Origin of the sequence: Halogranum amylolyticum (assembly GCF_900110465.1) — an archaeon.
Lineage (GTDB): Archaea > Halobacteriota > Halobacteria > Halobacteriales > Haloferacaceae > Halogranum > Halogranum amylolyticum.
In genome coordinates, this window is the sequence record NZ_FODV01000028.1 from 1 (window position 1) to 16,456 (window position 16,456).

A 16,456-nucleotide genomic window follows, 5' to 3' on the forward strand; every position below is an offset into this window, starting at 1 on the left:
TACGAGTACGACGCGCTGGAACCGCACATCTCCGAGCAGGTGCTGACGTGGCATCACGACACCCACCATCAGGGCTACGTCAACGGCTGGAACAGCGCCGAGGAGACGCTCGAACAGAACCGCGAGAGCGGCGAGTTCGGCTCCTCGCCTGGTGCGATCCGTAACGTCACCCACAACGGCTGTGGCCACATCCTCCACGACCTGTTCTGGCAGAACATGTCGCCGGAGGGTGGCGACGAGCCTTCGGGTGACCTCGCAGACCGCATCGAGGAGGACTTCGGCTCCTACGACGCCTGGAAGGGCGAGTTCGAGGCCGCCGCGGGCAACGCCAGCGGCTGGGCGCTGTTGGTCTACGACAGCTTCTCGAACCAACTGCGCAACGTCGTCGTCGACAAGCACGACCAGGGCGCGCTGTGGGGCAGCCATCCGGTGCTCGCCCTCGACGTCTGGGAACACTCGTACTACTACGACTACGGCCCGGACCGCGGCGAGTTCGTCGACGCGTTCTTCAACGTCGTCGACTGGGAGGAACCCTCCAGCCGCTACCAGCAGGCTCTCGAACTCTTCGAGTAAGTCGAGAACCGGTCGCCTCGGCGACCGAAATCCAGCGATTTTTTGAGAACTGCGCTACCGAGCGTCGCCGTCGGGAGCGTCGTCTGGGACGAACTCCGCGACCGAGTGGTCCTCGAAGGCCGTCTGTAACTCCCCGGAAAGCGTCGCGAAGTCGTAACCGCTCTCCCGGTGGTCGAAGCTCGCGATGACGCCGACGCGGCCGTCGTCATCGGCGAAGAACGTCCGGAACAGTTCGAACGAGGAGAACCCTCGTACCGTGTACTTGTAGTCGGCGTAATAGAGCGACTCGTAGGTGTCACGCGTGATGTAGCCGTAGCGTTCGTTGTCGATGAACCCGGCGACGTCACAGTTGTCGAGGCGGTCCTCGACGTCGTCTCGACTGTAGAGTTTCTGGTGTGTCCACTGGTCGAACACCCAGACATCGCGCAGTGCCCCTTCGCCGAACGACCGGAAAGTCGCGACGAGAGCCTCCGTCGCGTCGCACATACAACACCCTCAGAGCCACAAGTGATAACGGTTGTTGTGCGAACCTAAATTATTTATATAGATAGATTGCGGCGCGGGACGACACACGAACAGTAGGCCTTTCCCGAGGTCTGCCGTAGCGGGGCGTATGCCGAGGCCGAAAGACGACTTCGAGGAGCTATACCCGTGTGACTTCTACACCGCCGAGGAGCTGCTCGAGGAGGAGCTGATGTACAGCGTGTACGAGATCGCACGGTTACTGCAGGGGCTCGACGCCGACGCCGAACTCGACGTGAGTACCGAAGAGATCCTCCTCGACTGGGCGATCCCGTGGATCATGCGGAACGCCGACGACCTCGTCGTCGCCGAACCGCCGAGCGACGAGGAACCGGGCTACTACGGGCTGAAGTCCGACGACTGAGTCCGTCCGGAACCGAAGACGGGCGCTCAGTAGAGTCGCGCCGCCTGCGCCGCGAGTTCCATATCTCGGTAGGGGTTGTCGACGACGCTCGGACCGTGACCGGTGTGTAACTCTTGGAGCGTCTCGTCGGCCGCCGCGAGCACGCGTTCGATACTCTGAACGAGGAGATCGCGGTCACCCTCCTCCAGATCGGTGCGACCGAACCCGCCGTTCTCGAAGACGAGATCGCCCGCGAACAGCACTTCCCCGTCGGTCGAGAGGAAACAGAGATGGTCGTCCTTGTGACCGGGGGTGTGGAGCGCGCGGAAGGTGCGAGAACCCATCGCCAACTCCTCCTCGTCTGCGATCGAGTGGTCGACGAGCGGGTGGTCGGGGTCGAACCCCCAGACGTCGACGTCGAACGCCGCGCGGACGGTATCGACGTTGCCGACGTGGTCCGGATGCGTGTGGGTGAGCACGACCGCGTCGAGGACGTCGACGTCTTTCCGAAGGTGGGAGACGGCGTCGAAGTTGGCTCCGGTGTCGACGAGGACGGTCCGTTCGCCGGCGACGAGGAAGGCGTTGCTCGTGAACGCCTGAACGCCCCGTGCGATGTTGTGGATCATACCCATCGATACACGGTGGGCCTATTTCGCTCTTGTCCGAGTGGTCGGGCGAGGTCGCCGTCGCAAGCAGACAGAGTTTTGCGGCCATGGGCGGCTTGCCTTCGTATGGATGTCCGTCTACTCGAAGCTACGCCGAACCCGGAGGAACTCATCTGCCGGGGCGCCCGCAACGACTACATGAGCGATTTCAACCCCGACCTGTCGTTCGAGGAGACGATGGCATCGGTCGAGGGCGACACGCTCGAAGAGAAGAAGCGGACGCTCATCGATCATCTGATGACACACGGTCACTTCGGTCCGTTCGAGCATCCGAGCGTCACGTTCGCGGTGAAGGGCGTCTCTCGCGCCTGTATGGCGCAGCTCACGCGTCACCGACACGTCAGTTTCGACGTCCAGTCGATGCGCTACGTCTCCTTCAACGACGTCGACCCCGAACGCGTCGCCGAGGGGGAGATGGTCGTCACGCCGCCCTCCGCGACTGACCCCGACTGGGTCGGCCGCAACCAGAAGGGCGGCGCCGTCGACGAGGAGACCGTCGAGAAGCGCGAGGAGGTGTTCCGGCAGTCGGTGAAACGCTCCGTCGAGGACTATCAGGAACTGCTCGGCCTCGGGATGCCGCCGGAGGACGCCCGGTTCGTCCTCCCCATCGGCTCGAAGGTGAACATCGTCATGTCGATGAACGTCCGGATGCTGATGCACGTCGCCGACATGCGGGCGGCCGCCGACGCCCAGTGGGAGATCCGCGAGATGACGGAACAGCTGCTCGACCTCGCCGCGGAGTGGTGTCCGGTGACGTTCGACTACTACGACGAGGAGATGCGGAACCGGAAGAACCGACTGGCTCCCTGAGTCGGGTCTCACGGAGACTCGAGGCGGAAACCAAGGAGTTTACTCTCGGTCGACGTACCAGGTGGCGAGTTCGACGCAGGCGAGACCGAGCGCGACGCCGACGACGACGTCGGTCGCCCAATGGATGCCGAGGTACATCGTCGCGAGTGTGATACTCACCGCAAAGAGCGTCGCGACGGCGAGCCAGATGGGGTACTCCTCTCGCGTCTGCCACGCGAGGGCCGCCGCCGTGACGGACAGCGAGGTGTGCAGCGAGGGGAAGACGTTCGTGTTCGTGTTGACCTTGCTCGTCAGGATCTGTGTCTGCGGATACGTCGAGTAGAGCAGCGGATCGACGAGGTCCGGGATAAGGTTCCGCGGCCCGTACGAGATGAACAGCGCGTACAGTAGCAGACCGATCGAGTAGTTGAGCGCGTAGGCCAGCGCGGTCCGTTTCAGCGGTCTCAGATCTTGGAGCGCGAGATACGCCAGAAACGGGAAGATCAGGAGGAAGACGTAGCCGACGACGTAGACGAAGGAGAAGTACGCCGTGAGCCCCGGCATCGTCACTGACTGGATGTCGGCGACGGTCGCCCCCTCGAGCGAGTAGATGTACGAGGTGACGTTCAACCCGATGAGCCACGAGACCTCGGGGACGACGTCTCTGATGAACTTGTTGACGACGAGCACGCTGACGAGGAGCGCGAGATATGGCAGCGCCTCGCGGAGGCGAGACCGCTTCTCTCGCCAGAGCGTCCGGAGCCGGGTCGGTCCGATGACGACGGCGCTCGTCAGCCCCAGCAGGACCGAGACGCTGAGGAGGACCTGCACCAACAACACCGCGAGCGTCGACAGCGAATCCAGCTCAACCACTCAGCAGTCTCCCGTTCTTCGTGTACCGATAACCGATTTGCTCGAACTCGCTGCGGGCCGCCTCGACCTCGAGTTCGCCTTCGGAGCCGTGGAACGGGAGTTCCGGGTCCTGCCCCTTCCAGCGCAACCCTGCGGGGACGACGCCGTCGTTGCCGAGCGGCGACGACGCAGGCGACGCGTATCCGCGGAACACGTCGTCGACGAGGAAGGGTTTGTCGATGAGACGGGCGACCGCTCTCCGGAACCGCGGGTTGCTGAGCGGTGCCTGCCGGACGTTGTAGCCGACGTGGTAGAACCCGGAGGACTGCGAGACGTGCAGCGAGAGTTTGTCGTTCCGTCCGATGGCGGAGACGTCCTCGGGGAGGAGCGTCGACGCCGTCGCGTCCGCCTCCCCGCGCTGCAGGAGTTCGACCGCGGCGCCGCTCGACGGAACGAGCGCGAACTCCAGTCGGTCGAAAGTGGGGAGATGGAACCCCCCGGCCGGACTGGCGACGTCGTCGCGAGCGAGGAAGTGGTCCTCGTACGGTTCCAGCACGACCGACTGTTTGACGCTCGAGGAGACGAACCGGAACGGGCCGCTCCCGACGGGGTTCGGGTTGTTCCAGACGAGCGCCTTGGTGACGGCGCTGTCGGTGTTCAGACTCGAGGCCATCGCCCGCCCCGTCTGCTGCTCCCAGACGTGTTCGGGGAGCACGGGGACGGTGAAGACGCGTCTGGCGACCGGCTCGGCGACCGAGCCGAACTCGATGCGGACGTCCCGCTCGGAGGTCGCTTCGACGGACTCGACGAGCGACGTCAACCCGCGGAACCGCGGGGAGGGAACGGCCGTCGAGAGGTTGCCCATCGACGTGTCCTGCAGGAACTCGAAGGTGAAGGCCACGTCGTCGGCCGTCAGCGGCGTGTCGTCGTGCCACCGGAGGTCCTCGCGGAGTCGGAGACGACTGACGAGCCTGTCGCTCCCCTCGGTCGTCATCTCGAACGACTCCGCCAGCCACGGGACGATGTCGCCGTCGACGTATCGTCCCGGTGAGTCGTACATGAGCGACGTGATCCGCTCCGGACCCCGGAACTCGATGGCCAGCGGGTTCAGGTTCTCCGTCGGGCGAGCGTCCGTGAGCGTCGTCCGGAACGTCGTCGGTTCCGACGCCGTCTCGGTGTCGGTCGTCCGCGTCTCGTTCGCCGCCGACGTCGTCTGCGGAGTGGCGGTCTCGTCCGACGTGGCGTCCGTCGTCCCGACGCCCTCCTGTTCGGAGAGCGAGAGATACCACGGGAGCGAGTTGACCGGTAGGTCGTCGCGTCCCGCGTATCGATCGTCGCGAGTCGCTCGGATCGACTCGGGGAAACCGACGACGGAGAACGGCTGATTTCGGACCAGCGTTCGCTGGATTCTCTTCAGCTTCTTGGTCCGGGCGGCGCCAGTCTGTCTCGTCTGCCGTTCGAGCCGGTCGTCCAGTTCGAGGTTGGCGTAGCCGAACGGGTTCTGCCACCCGAGTTCGACGCCAAACATCGAGTGTGTGAGCGGCCGGAGGAAGTCGGGGTCACGGTAGCCCGGATGCTGGGCGACGTAGATGTCGAACGAGTGGTTGAGGAGGACGTCGCGGAGCAGTTCCTCGCGGCTCATGGGGACGACCTTGGCGTCGATCCCCACCTGCTGGAGGTTCGTCACGAGGAACCGCGCGATGCGGGTCGCACGAGGGTCGTCGTCGGCCGGGACCGTCTTGACCGACAGCGAGATCTGGTCGGGGGTGTCGCGTCCGGCCGTCGACTGGATCGACCGGAGACAGCCGCTCGTCGCACCGACGCCGAGCGTGGCGAGCACTGCACGGCGAGTCAGGCGAGGAGTGTCGTTGTCGTCTTCACGTGTCATTTGGAGATGAGTACCGTTGCAGGTTCGTATGTCGTACCGACGCTTCTCTTCCACATTATTACCTGGCGTCTAAAGAGTTGTTCATAGAGACTATAGCCCCACGAACAGTGGCCACGCGAGGAGACAGAGCCACGTCACGAGGCCGATCTTCGCCGAACTGTTCCACGTCGTCTCCGCTGTCGGGCGGGACGCACCTGCCGCGAGGAAGCCTACGGCGGCGAGTACCGTCAACCGATGCAGGACGACTGCGATCGGCAACACGTCGATACCGATCGACTGGTAGTCGAGGACGAAGCCGACCCCGAGTCCGAGGATCGCGATCCCCGCCCAGTCGAACGGTTCGCCCTCACGCGGGAGCGCCAGCGCGACCGCGGGGACGCCGACGGCGAGGACGAGATACAGCGTCCCGGCGACGAGCTTCACCGGGAGGACGCCGACGGCCGTCTCGGCGAACACGGCGGCGCTCCGGACGAAGAGCGGTAACGACAGCAGAGCGGCGAACAGGAGCGCGCTGCGCTGGCCCGTCTCGTCAGAGAGCACCGTCGTCACGTGATCGACCATCGACCGCCACGTGGCGCTGGCTCGCCCCACGACGGAACCGAACAGGAGGAGACCGACCGAGAGCACGCTGGCGGCCGAGAGCGGTCGTAACTCCGTGACCGAGAGCGGTCGCAGGTCGACGGTCGACACCCACCCGTCGGCGTCGGAGATGCCGCCGTTGGCGAACCGTTCACGGCCGACGTCGGCCGTGTAGGCGGCGCCGAAATATTCCGTTTCGAACTGCTGTTGGGCCACCGAGAGCGATCCGACGGTGTGTCGGAGTCGGAACCAGTCCCAGTGTTCGTGGTGCGCCTGGATCGCCGTCCACCGGTCGCCTCCGGTGCCGCCCTCGTAGAGTCGGAGGTGGTACCGAGAGCCGAAGTACGTCCCGTCGTGGAGCTGTGCCGTCTCGGCGGTCCACCCGCCCGCGGAACCGGGTGCTGCGACGTAGGTGTAGCGCGTCGCCCCCGTCGTCTCGTCCCACGTGACGTCCGTCCCTTCGACGACGACGGGTTCGGCCTCGTCACCGACGCCCTGCCACTCGTCGTCCGCCAACTCCCAATCGCTGCCGGAACGACGCAGTTGGGAGACGACGCGCGAGTTCTCCGCACGGACGACGGCGTTGATCGGGAGCGTGAGCGACTCGAACGACCGCTGTCGACTCGTGAACGGCCAGAGTCTCGCGTCGCTCTCTTCGGAGACGGTGACGAGCTTCACGTCGTCCGGCCCCTTACGGGGCACCTCCTCTGCGGCGTGCGGTGCGACGAGACCGGGGCTGACGACGAGGAGAGCGAGGAGGACGACGACGGTGATGGCCGTCGCCAGTCGGCGGCGGGAGCGGGGACGCGACCCGTGCATCTGTGCGGTGCGTTACTCGTTCGATCGAAATGAGTGTAGCGGTCGTCTCGTAGGCGGTATCGTCGATTTTTGTCGGAGAGAGCTAGAGGCTGCTTCGACGATCCGCTCACTCGGCCGCGCCGGTGACCCGGAAGACGGCCGCTCCCTCGTTTTCGTAGACGGGTTCGTACCCCTGTGCGTCGATGAGCGACCGGCGGAGCCTCCCGTCGGCGGTGAACTCCTCGCCGCGGACGGTGTACTCACCCTTCGGGACGTAGAGGTAGTCGGGGGAGACGTCATTCTCGTCGAGCGTCTCTGTGACGCAGTTCGCGTCCTCGCAGGCGGAGAGACCGGTGTACAGGTCCAACTGCCGGTCGTACTGCTCCGGCGAGGTCCACTCGACCCCCCACGGACCGACCAGGATGCCCCGGTCGGTGAAGAGCGGGAACCACTCCGCCGCGTCGCCGAGGACGACGAACTGTGCCCCGGATTCCGTGTTGGCGGCGACCCACTGCATCGCCTCGTGGTCCGCGCCATCCATGAACGCCGGTTGGGTCGAGCTCTGCTCGTACGCGGAGTTGAGCGCCCCGGCGGCGAACAGGCCGCCGACGGTCGCCGCGAGGACGACGACCGCCAGTGCGACCGCGGTCCCCGCCCGTCGACTCTCCGGGAGGGAAGCGTGTCGACGGAACCAGGGGACGACGACCTCGACGAGCAGGGCCGCGGCCATCATCGAGCCGGCGACGAACAGATACCGGTCTTTCCCGATGACGTACCCGCTCGCGAGGAGCCACGTCGGCAGGAAGTACCGACGACTCTTGAGGAACCACACCGCTCCCGCGAACGACAACAGGAAGAACGGCAGCAGCATGTCGATGTCCTTGTAGACGAAGATGTCGAGGAACCGCCCGAGCCCTCCCGCGAGGCCGCTGTGGGTGCCGGCGGCGGCGAAGAAGATGTCCGGCCCGTGGATCTGGACGACCTGGAACCACCACGGCGAGGCGACGAGGATGCCGCCGCCCGCGACGAACGCGCCGGCGACGAGCCCGACGATCGTCCGGTCGAAGAACAGGTAGACCAGCAGCCAACTCATCCCGAAGAACACCGTGTAGACGGGATGCGTCAGTATCGTGAGCCCGAACAGGACGGTGCCGACGGCGACCAGTTTCAGTTCACCCCGCTTGTGGACGCGGAGCCCCGTATAGACGCCGAGGAGGACGAACAGGAACGCTGGCGCTCGGACGAGGCCGCCGGCGGAGAGATGCCATTGAAGCACGTCGGGCGTCACGGCAAGCAGCATCGCCGCCAGTCCCGCCTGCCGTCGCGACGGGAGTAGTTCGCGGGCGACGAAGTAGTAGACGACGGGGTGGACCGCCGTCACCACCGCCGGAACCGCGAGACTGATCGTGATCGGGTCGAGTCCCAGATCGAGCAGCACCGCCGCGACGCCGAACATCAGCGGCGGGTAGGCGAAGGGGACGCCGTCCGCGGTGTAGAGGGGGATCGACTCGGGGAGTCCGTAGCCGTGAGCGATGATCTCCTCGGCGATCTGCAGATACAGCCCCGCCCCGTACGCCGGGTACGGATGTGTGACCAGGTACGTCAGCACGATCGCGACGCTGACACAGGGGACGAGCGCGGGCCAGACCCACTCCGGCACCGCGTCCGCCGTTCGTCGTACCGTCGATTCGCCGTACTGGGACGACCCACCGATGTTCGTCTGTGCACCGCCGTCGGAAGGTGAGCTACTGTTTGCCATCGTTGTCAGTTCTGATTCGTCTCTGTCGCATCAGATGCCGCCGTGTACTCGGATACGAGAGCCAGTCGTCGGGAGGGTAGCGACGAACGTGACCCCGACCGTACGAACCGACGGGTATCCATTACTCGTACTCACGTTCACCGGGGGGATTATTATAAGCCTGTTAAGCGCCGCGAACGACCCGAACAGTCGACGAGACCGGACCGTTCACGATAAACGGGATGTTTCGTCGAGAGACGGGGTGAGACGTCCGTTATGCAGGGGCTGAACGAACTGTTACGGTCCGAAACGTCCCGAAACCGAACGGAACGCCGAGTGGTTCCCCGCCGAAACCGTGCAGTGCGGAAACGGACGACACAGTATCCGTAACGGTCGCACACGACGATCAGACGGCGAGGGTACGTCGACGGCGACTGGGCCACGTCGACAGGGGTCGGTGGGAGGGGTTCGACGAGGCGTAACGCCGGACCGTGAGATCGCACACTGACCGACGAGGCGTGACGCAACCGTAAGAGGGACTCGACGGGTCGTCTTTACGAGGATTTTTCCGCGATGGGGGCGTATCCGGGTGTGATGACTGACAGCGTTGCGTCACCGACGACACGGGAGGACGAGCGATGAACCGGAACGACCAGCAGGCGTACGACCGGGGTACGTCGCTGTACTCCCCCGACGGTCGCATCTATCAGGTCGAGTACGCGCGTGAGGCGGTCAAGCGCGGGGCGCCGAGCGTCGGCGTCCGGACCGAGAACGGCGTCGTCCTCGCCGCCCAGAGCCGTGCCGGGTCGTCGCTGATGGTCCAAGAGAGCATCGAGAAGCTCCACAAGATCGACGACCACGTCGGCGCTGCGAGCGCCGGTCACGTCGCCGACGCCCGCAAGCTCGTCGACTTCGCCCGCCGCGAGGCGCAGACGAACCGACTGCGCTACGACGAACCCATCGGGATCGAGACGCTGACCAAGGAGGTAACCGATCTCATCCAGGAGAACACCCAGCGCGGCGGCACGCGTCCGTACGGGGCGGCGCTCCTCGTCGGCGGCATCGACAGCACCGGCCCGCGTCTGTTCGGGACCGACCCCTCCGGCACGCCCCACGAGTGGAAGGCGGTCGCCATCGGCGGCGGACGCGAGACGATCCAGGGCCACCTCGAAGAGGAGTACCGCGGAGATCTCGACCTCGACGCCGGCGTCGATCTCGCCGTCAACGCCCTGTTGAGCGAACTCGAGGACGTCGACGCCACCGGTCTCAGCGTCGCCGTCGTCTCCGAGGACGGCTATCACGACTACACCGTCGACGAGATCGATGCGCACCTCGACACGCAGACGGACGCGACCGAAGACGAGTAACGTGTCCAGGGAGGGCGCGACCGCGACGCTTCGGCGGATCACCACGTTTCCGGTGAAGTCGCTCGACCCCCAGAGCCTCGCGTCCGTCGACGTCGTCGAGAACGGCGGTCTCGCCGGCGACCGCGAGTTCGCTCTCGTCGACGCCGACGGCGAGTACGTCAACGGAAAGCGGACCGCCGCGATCCACCGCGTTCGCTCGTCCGTCGACCGCGAACGCGGGACGGTCACGTTGCGAGCGCCCGAGACGGAGTCGGTGACTGCCCCGATCGACGCCGACTCCGAGGCGCTCACCGACTGGCTCTCGCGCTACTTCGACGACCCCGTCTCGCTGCGCCGCGACCGAGCGGGCGGCTTCCCGGACGACACGCAGGCGTCGGGGCCGACGGTCGTCAGCACGGCGACGATCCGCGAACTCGCCTCGTGGTACGAGGGCGTCGACGTCGAGTCGATGCGTCGACGCCTCCGGGCGAACCTCGAAGTCGACGGCGTCCCCGCGTTCTGGGAGGACCGGCTCTTTTCCGACCGAGACCGGCGAGTCGCCTTCGAGGTCGGCGACGTCCGCTTGAAGGGCGTCAACCCCTGTCAGCGCTGTGTCGTCCCGAGTCGTGACCCCGAGACCGGCGAGGCGCACCCGGGGTTCCGCGAGACGTTCGTCGAGAAGCGCCGCGAGACGATGCCCGACTGGAGCGGCGGCGACTGGTTCGACCACCACTTCCGGGTGATGGTCAACACCGTCGTCCCCGAGTCGGAGTGGGGGAAGACGCTCTCGGTCGGCGACGAAGTTCGGGTACTGGAGACAGTGCCGAACGAGTAGCAAGTGGTAGTCGACGACTCGTCGGCAGAGAGACGAGCGTGCGGTCGGCGACAAGGCTGATTAGTGCGCCGCCGGTATCGACGAGTGATGGGCGAGTTCTTCCGCTTCTACCGCGAGTATGCGCAAACTGGCGTCCACGCGGCGAGTGCCGCTGCGCTCACTGCGTTCGGGTTACTCATGCAGTTCCACGAAGGGTTCGCAGTGTTGGCGTTTCTCGCGTACGTCGTCCCGTTGACGTACCGGTATCGGCAGGCCGGAGACGACCTGCCCGAGAGACCGGAGAGCGAACCGGAGCGTGACGAACGCACGTCGAACACCGAGCCAGCAACGGCAGCCTCCGACGACCACGAGGCCGAGGCAGACCACGGCGCTCCCACTGGCTCCGAGTCCGAGAGAGACGCCGAACCTACCTCCGGTGACGAATCCGAGAGAGACGTCGAGGCCGAGTCCGGCGGTCGGCCGCCGGCGACGTGGGACCACGCCGACGCTTCGGTGGACGCTAACCTGCTCGACGTCGTCGACGTCTCCGGGTCCGGAGAGACGACCGCGTACGCGGTCGGCGAGGAGGGCGTCGTCATCGAGAGAGCGCACGGCGAGTGGGAGACAGTTCTCGAAGACGGTCCCGGCGCGGCAGGGAACACGCTCCGCGGCGTCGACGCGACGGGTGACGGGCGAGCGGTCTGGTTCACTGGCGACGGCGGTGCACTCGGCCGCCTCGACGTCGAGACCGGACGGCACACGGACCACTCCGCACCGAACGACAACACCAGCACGTGGAGCGACGTCGCCGTCGCCGGCAGCGACGGCCGAGAGACGCTGTTGCTCGTCAACGGTTCCGGACAGCTACTCCGGGGACAGTACGACGGCGAGGAGACCCGGTGGCGGTCGCCGGTGAAACCCGGGAGCGGATCGAGTCTCTCCGCGGTCGAGGTCGTCGACACGGTCGACGCGAACGGGAGCGACGGGGGCCAGCGCCGGGCGTACGCCGCCGACACCAACGGAGGAGTGTTCCAGTCCACGGGGACGGACGACGAGTGGGAGGGAGTCGGTATCGACGACGCCGGGGCGCTGACGGACCTCGGGATCGGCGTCGACGCGTCGGAGGAGCTCGTCGTCACCGGCGACGACGGGACGCTCTACCGGTACGACGGGTCGGTGTGGACGCCTGCGGCGACGGTCGACGACTCTCTTCGGGGAGTCGCGATAGCCGACGACGTCGGCGTCGTCGTCGGCGACGGTGGCTGTCTCCTCGAACGAGACGAGGGGAACTGGGAGCGACGGGCGTCGGTCGCGACGGAGTCGCTCGCCGGAGTCTGTCTGGCGGCCGACTCGTTGCTCGCCGTGGGCGAGACGGGAACGGTACTCGAACGACGACGGTGAGCGCGTCGCCGAGCGATCCGGCCGTTACCACTCGGAGAACTTGTCGCGACGGTAGAGGTCGAGTTCGCTCACTGTCGAGCGGTCCTGCGTCGCACAGAAACGGATAGCGTCGGCGATCTCGTCGGGCTCCGTCACCTCGCCGGGGTCGAACCGTTCTTCGAAGGACTCGCCGTAGGTACTGCCGAACTCGGTACGCACTTCGGAGGGGTTGACGACGGAGATGCCGACGCCTTCGGTACCGACGTCGGCCTCGACGCTGTGGGCGAACCCGCGGACCCACCACTTGGTTGCGGCGTACACCGGGTTGAACGGTCGCGGATACTGACCGGCGAAACTGCCGACGAAGACGAGGTTCCCCTCGGTCTCAACGAGGTGCGGGAGCACCGCGCGGGTGACGAAGAAGACGCCGTCGACGTTGGTGTCGGTCATCGTCCGGTACTCCTCGGTGGTCATGTCCGCGACGTTCGACCCGCGGGCGAGTCCGGCGTTGTTGACGACGACGTCGAGGCGACCGAACGCGCCGAGCGTCCGCTCGACGGCGGCGTCGACGGCCAGTTCGTCGCGGACGTCGGTCGGCACGACGAGCGTCTCGATGTCGTGGGCGCGTTCGACGTCGTCTGCGAGTTCCGCCAGTCGTTCCTCGCGACGAGCGACGAGCACGACGTCCGCGCCCTCGCCGCCGAGCGCGTGGATCGTCGCCTCCCCGATGCCCGAACTCGCTCCCGTGACCAGTGCGACCTTCCCGTCGAGTTCGCCTGCCATGGGGTGACAGTCGGCCGCGACCCACGTGACCGTTTCCCCTGCCGAGACCCCTGTCTTTAGGTCGAGTGCTGTGAACACACCTCTCATGCACGTACTCCGAGGCGGGCGCGTCGTCGACGTAGACGGCGTCCGGGAGGCCGACGTCGGCATCGAAGACGGGCGCATCGTCGCCGTCGGCGACGTCGACGTCGACGAGGACGACACCGAGACCGACGTGTCGGGGAAGTTCGTCGCGCCGGGGCTGATCGACGCCCACGTCCACCTGATGATGGACGGTCGCCCCGACATGAGCACCATCGAGGGCGAGAGCGAGGCGACCGCCGCCTACCGGGTGGCGGCGAATCTCGAGGCCGCCCTCGACGCCGGCGTGACGACGGTCCGCGACCTCGGGGCGCGCGACTCGCTCGCCCTCGACGCGGCACGGGCGGTCGAGAGGGGCGTCGTCGAGGGACCGCGAGTGCTCGCCGCGGGGCAGAACGTCGTGATGACGGGCGGTCACGGCCACTGGTTCGGCCGCGAGGCCGACGGTGCGACGGCGGTACGGCGGGCGGCCCGCGAGCAGTTGAAACGCGGCGCGGACGTCGTCAAGTGTATGGCGACCGGCGGGGTGCTCACCGAGGGGGCGAACACCGGCCTCCCCGAACTGACGCCGGCGGAGCTCGAGGCGCTCGTCGACGCCGCGGCGTCGAAAGACGTCCCGACGGCGGCACACGCCCACGGGAAGGAGGGGATCGAGAACGCCGTCCGCGCCGGTATCACAAGCGTCGAACACGGGACGTTCATGGACCGCGAGACGGCCGAGTCGATGGCGGACCACGGGACGTACTGGGTGCCGACGACGGCCGCACTCACGGGTATCGTCGACAACGGTGTCGAGGCCGGTATCCCCGCGGAGGCCGTCGCCAAGGCCGAGGCGGCCGTCGACGCGCACGAACGGGCGTTCGAGCACGCACTCGACGCCGGCGTCCCCATCGCGATGGGGACCGACGCGGGGACGCCGTTCAACTTCTTCACCGACATCCCGCAGGAGTTAGACCTCCTCGTCGACCGTGGACTCACACCCGAACACGCGCTCGAAGCGGCGACCGTCGCCGCCGCCGATCTCCTCGGCCTCGACGACGTCGGGACGGTCGCCGAAGGTGCCCGTGCCGATCTCGTCGTGCTCACCGAGAACCCGCTCGAAGACGTCCGCGCGTGGCGCCACCTGACGACCGTCGTCGCCGACGGCGACGTCGTGCGCTGAGTGGCGCGCACCGAACGTCGCGTGCGGGATCACGCTCCGCAGTCGGTGTCGTCGCCGTCGTCGATCTCGTACTCGTCGAGCGCGGTCAACACCTCCTCGGCGACGCTCCGGACGACGACGACCTCACCGTCGGGAGCCTCCCAGTCGACTCGCTGTGCGCGGGTGAGCTCCATCCCGACCGCCCGACAGCCGTAGCCGAGTTCGGTGACGCAGACGACGAGTTCGTCGTCGACGGCGGGTGGGGCGGTCGCCGCGTGACGGTCGAGGCGGGTGGACAGCGGCAGCAGTCGACGCTGGAGACGGTCGTAGCGGGCGGCTCCGTCGGCGGCGAGCGTGCGCCGGACCTCGCAGACGACGGGACGGAGTTCGGCAGCCCAGCGCGTGGCCGCCTCGGGACCGTCGGTCCACTCGGGCGGCGCGAGACGCGTCCCGACGACGAGTATCGCCGTCGCGACGACGCCGAAGAGCGACGCCTGAAAGAGGAGCGTCAGTTCGACGCCGGTGGAGTGTGTCATCGTGTAACGTACGTCGGTGGAGAACAAAAACGCACGTGACGGGTTCGGCCGCGTTTCGAGAGGCTCGTCGCCGGCGACCGAGTGTCAAAAACTCTTTTGGCTCGCTCCGTGTTGGAGACGTCGATGGAGTTTCCGGGCGTCGTCATCGTGTTGCTCGTCGTTTGTCTCGCCGTCACGCCCGTGGCAGCGACCAGTGAGGGCCACGAGCCAGCCCCCGCCGTGGAGACGATCGACAGCGTCCAGGAGTCGTTCGACCGAAACGAGGTCCGGCTGACGGTCTACGAGAACCGGAGTGCACGGTGGACGTTCCACTACGAACGGACGCTCTCGAACGAGACCGAGCGGGAGAACTTCGAGGCGTTCGCCGAGGAGTTCAACAGCACGGAGACACAGCTGTACGACGGGTTCAGACGCGACTCGACGGCGCTGGTGGCCGACGGGGCGAACTTCACGGGTCGCGAGATGGAATCGACGTCGTTCTCGCGGCGCGCGGAGGTGACGTCGAGTCTCGGCAACGAGATCGGCGTCGTCGAGATGTCGTTCACGTGGACCGGATTCGGCTTCCAGGAGGGAGAGCGGGTCATTGTCGGTGACGTCTTCGAAGGCGGGCTGTATCTGGGCCAACAGCAGTCGCTGGTCGTCACGCCCGGTCCGAACCTCCGATTCGACTCGGTAGAGCCGGCGGGCACCCAGTCGAACAGCTCCTCGCTTCCGGACAGCGACTCGGTGACGTGGCAGGGAGAACGCGAGTTCACCGACGAACGGCCGCGAGTCGTGTTCGCCCCTGCCGGCAGCGACGCCGGCGGTGCCGGTGGGCAGACGGACGGCGGAGGCGACACTGGCGGAACCGCCGTCACGACGCCGCAGTCGTCGGGGTGGCTTCCCTGGCTAGCAGGCGGAGTTCTCCTCGTCGGTGTCGCCGCCGTCGCGTGGTATCTGCGCCATCAGTCGACGGACGAGAGTCCGGGCGTCACCGACGACGGAGAGGGAGGACCGACGACGGACGCCACCTCGCAGTCGCGACCCTCCGTCTCCGACGAGGAGCTGTTGACCGACGAGGACCGGGTGATCCGGATGCTCGACCGGAGCGGCGGACGGATGAAACAGGTCAACATCGTCGAGGAGACCGGATGGTCGAAGTCGAAGGTGAGCATGCTGCTCTCGGATATGGAGGAGGAGGGGCTCATCTCGAAACTCCGGGTCGGTCGCGAGAACGTCATCAGTCTCAAAGGTCACGAACCGGAGGCCGCCGGGTCGCCGTTCGACGACGAGTAGTACTTGACCGTTTCGTACTCTGACTTCCGACACGAAGACAGTACATGGGTACGAAAAGGTCAAACGATACCGACACACACAGCGGCCATAAAGCGCAACTGTTTTTACCTTACCCGCGATACGTTTGGGTGTAGAAAGACGTGCTCTGTTGGTGTAGTCCGGCCAATCATATCACCCTCTCACGGTGATGACCAGGGTTCGAATCCCTGACGGAGCATCCTTCCGTTTTCTTGAACCGCGAGCGACAGTGATCGGACTCGTTTGACTCGATGTGACGAAGGTTCGAAGCAGAGAACGAAGTGAGCGGCAGCGAGTGGGGTGACTGTGGTTCAAATTCCTTCCTTTGATGACCT

General features: G+C 66.3%; 16 protein-coding genes and 1 tRNA gene. 9 read left to right on the top strand and 8 right to left on the bottom strand.

Annotated features, from left to right (window positions below):
• Positions 1-573: superoxide dismutase (gene sod / locus BSG17_RS23280; protein ID WP_139246782.1), on the top strand; the 573-nt coding region annotated here is incomplete at its 5' end.
• A 54-nt stretch (positions 574-627) separates the two neighbouring features.
• On the opposite strand, the gene BSG17_RS23285 is transcribed toward sod, so the two are convergent.
• Positions 628-1,059, bottom strand: coding sequence for a DUF7522 family protein (locus BSG17_RS23285; protein WP_089827779.1), 432 nt, complete (start codon positions 1,057-1,059; stop codon positions 628-630).
• A gap of 127 nt (positions 1,060-1,186) precedes the next feature.
• Here BSG17_RS23285 and BSG17_RS23290 point away from each other — a divergent pair, with 127 nt between their 5' ends.
• Positions 1,187-1,459: a DUF5827 family protein gene (locus BSG17_RS23290; RefSeq protein WP_089827780.1), complete on the top strand. Its 273-nt coding sequence runs from the start codon at positions 1,187-1,189 to the stop codon at positions 1,457-1,459.
• A 26-nt stretch (positions 1,460-1,485) separates the two neighbouring features.
• Here BSG17_RS23290 and BSG17_RS23295 read toward each other — a convergent pair whose 3' ends face one another.
• Positions 1,486-2,064: an MBL fold metallo-hydrolase gene (locus BSG17_RS23295; RefSeq protein WP_089827815.1), complete on the bottom strand. Its 579-nt coding sequence runs from the start codon at positions 2,062-2,064 to the stop codon at positions 1,486-1,488.
• A 105-nt stretch (positions 2,065-2,169) separates the two neighbouring features.
• Here BSG17_RS23295 and thyX point away from each other — a divergent pair, with 105 nt between their 5' ends.
• Positions 2,170-2,913 carry an FAD-dependent thymidylate synthase gene (thyX, locus tag BSG17_RS23300; protein ID WP_089827781.1) on the top strand — a complete coding sequence of 248 codons (744 nt, stop codon included), beginning with the start codon at positions 2,170-2,172 and terminating at the stop codon, positions 2,911-2,913.
• Positions 2,914-2,952: 39 nt separating this feature from the next.
• Here the strand turns inward: thyX and BSG17_RS23305 are convergent, their stop codons facing one another.
• The 4 genes from BSG17_RS23305 to BSG17_RS23320 form a co-directional block, all read right to left on the bottom strand.
• Complete coding sequence (locus BSG17_RS23305; protein ID WP_244531691.1) at positions 2,953-3,765, bottom strand: phosphatase PAP2 family protein; 813 nt, start codon at positions 3,763-3,765, stop codon at positions 2,953-2,955.
• Positions 3,758-5,632, bottom strand: coding sequence for an ABC transporter substrate-binding protein (locus BSG17_RS23310; protein WP_089827782.1), 1,875 nt, complete (start codon positions 5,630-5,632; stop codon positions 3,758-3,760). Before BSG17_RS23310 ends, BSG17_RS23305 begins: the two co-directional genes overlap by 8 nt.
• A 90-nt stretch (positions 5,633-5,722) precedes the next feature.
• On the bottom strand, positions 5,723-7,030 hold the full coding sequence (locus tag BSG17_RS23315) for a hypothetical protein (protein ID WP_089827783.1): 1,308 nt from the start codon (positions 7,028-7,030) through the stop codon (positions 5,723-5,725).
• A gap of 106 nt (positions 7,031-7,136) precedes the next feature.
• Positions 7,137-8,768, bottom strand: a complete 1,632-nt coding sequence (locus BSG17_RS23320; protein ID WP_089827784.1) for a glycosyltransferase family protein — start codon at positions 8,766-8,768, stop codon at positions 7,137-7,139.
• Between the two features lie 617 nt (positions 8,769-9,385).
• Here BSG17_RS23320 and psmA point away from each other — a divergent pair.
• From psmA to BSG17_RS23335, 3 genes are all read left to right on the top strand, one after another.
• Entirely contained in the window at positions 9,386-10,114 is a 729-nt protein-coding gene (gene psmA / locus BSG17_RS23325) for an archaeal proteasome endopeptidase complex subunit alpha (protein WP_089827785.1), read from the top strand.
• Positions 10,071-10,928, top strand: coding sequence for an MOSC domain-containing protein (locus BSG17_RS23330; protein ID WP_089827786.1), 858 nt, complete (start codon positions 10,071-10,073; stop codon positions 10,926-10,928). Before psmA ends, BSG17_RS23330 begins: the two co-directional genes overlap by 44 nt.
• Before the next feature lie 87 nt (positions 10,929-11,015).
• Entirely contained in the window at positions 11,016-12,308 is a 1,293-nt protein-coding gene (locus tag BSG17_RS23335; protein ID WP_089827787.1) for a hypothetical protein, read from the top strand.
• A gap of 24 nt (positions 12,309-12,332) precedes the next feature.
• Here the strand turns inward: BSG17_RS23335 and BSG17_RS23340 are convergent, their stop codons facing one another.
• Positions 12,333-13,070 (bottom strand): SDR family oxidoreductase, encoded by a 738-nt coding sequence (locus BSG17_RS23340; RefSeq protein WP_089827788.1) that lies wholly within the window; start codon positions 13,068-13,070, stop codon positions 12,333-12,335.
• 85 nt (positions 13,071-13,155) lie between these two features.
• Here BSG17_RS23340 and BSG17_RS23345 point away from each other — a divergent pair, with 85 nt between their 5' ends.
• Positions 13,156-14,313 carry a metal-dependent hydrolase family protein gene (locus tag BSG17_RS23345; protein WP_089827789.1) on the top strand — a complete coding sequence of 386 codons (1,158 nt, stop codon included), beginning with the start codon at positions 13,156-13,158 and terminating at the stop codon, positions 14,311-14,313.
• Positions 14,314-14,342: 29 nt separating this feature from the next.
• On the opposite strand, the gene BSG17_RS23350 is transcribed toward BSG17_RS23345, so the two are convergent.
• Positions 14,343-14,828 carry a hypothetical protein gene (locus BSG17_RS23350; RefSeq protein ID WP_089827790.1) on the bottom strand — a complete coding sequence of 162 codons (486 nt, stop codon included), beginning with the start codon at positions 14,826-14,828 and terminating at the stop codon, positions 14,343-14,345.
• A gap of 123 nt (positions 14,829-14,951) precedes the next feature.
• On the opposite strand from BSG17_RS23350, the gene BSG17_RS23355 reads away from it, so the two are divergent.
• Together BSG17_RS23355 and BSG17_RS23360 are read left to right on the top strand one after the other, a co-directional pair.
• Entirely contained in the window at positions 14,952-16,103 is a 1,152-nt protein-coding gene (locus BSG17_RS23355) for a helix-turn-helix transcriptional regulator (RefSeq protein ID WP_089827791.1), read from the top strand.
• 142 nt (positions 16,104-16,245) lie between these two features.
• A tRNA-Glu gene (locus BSG17_RS23360) sits at positions 16,246-16,320 on the top strand.
• Positions 16,321-16,456: the final 136 nt, after the last annotated feature.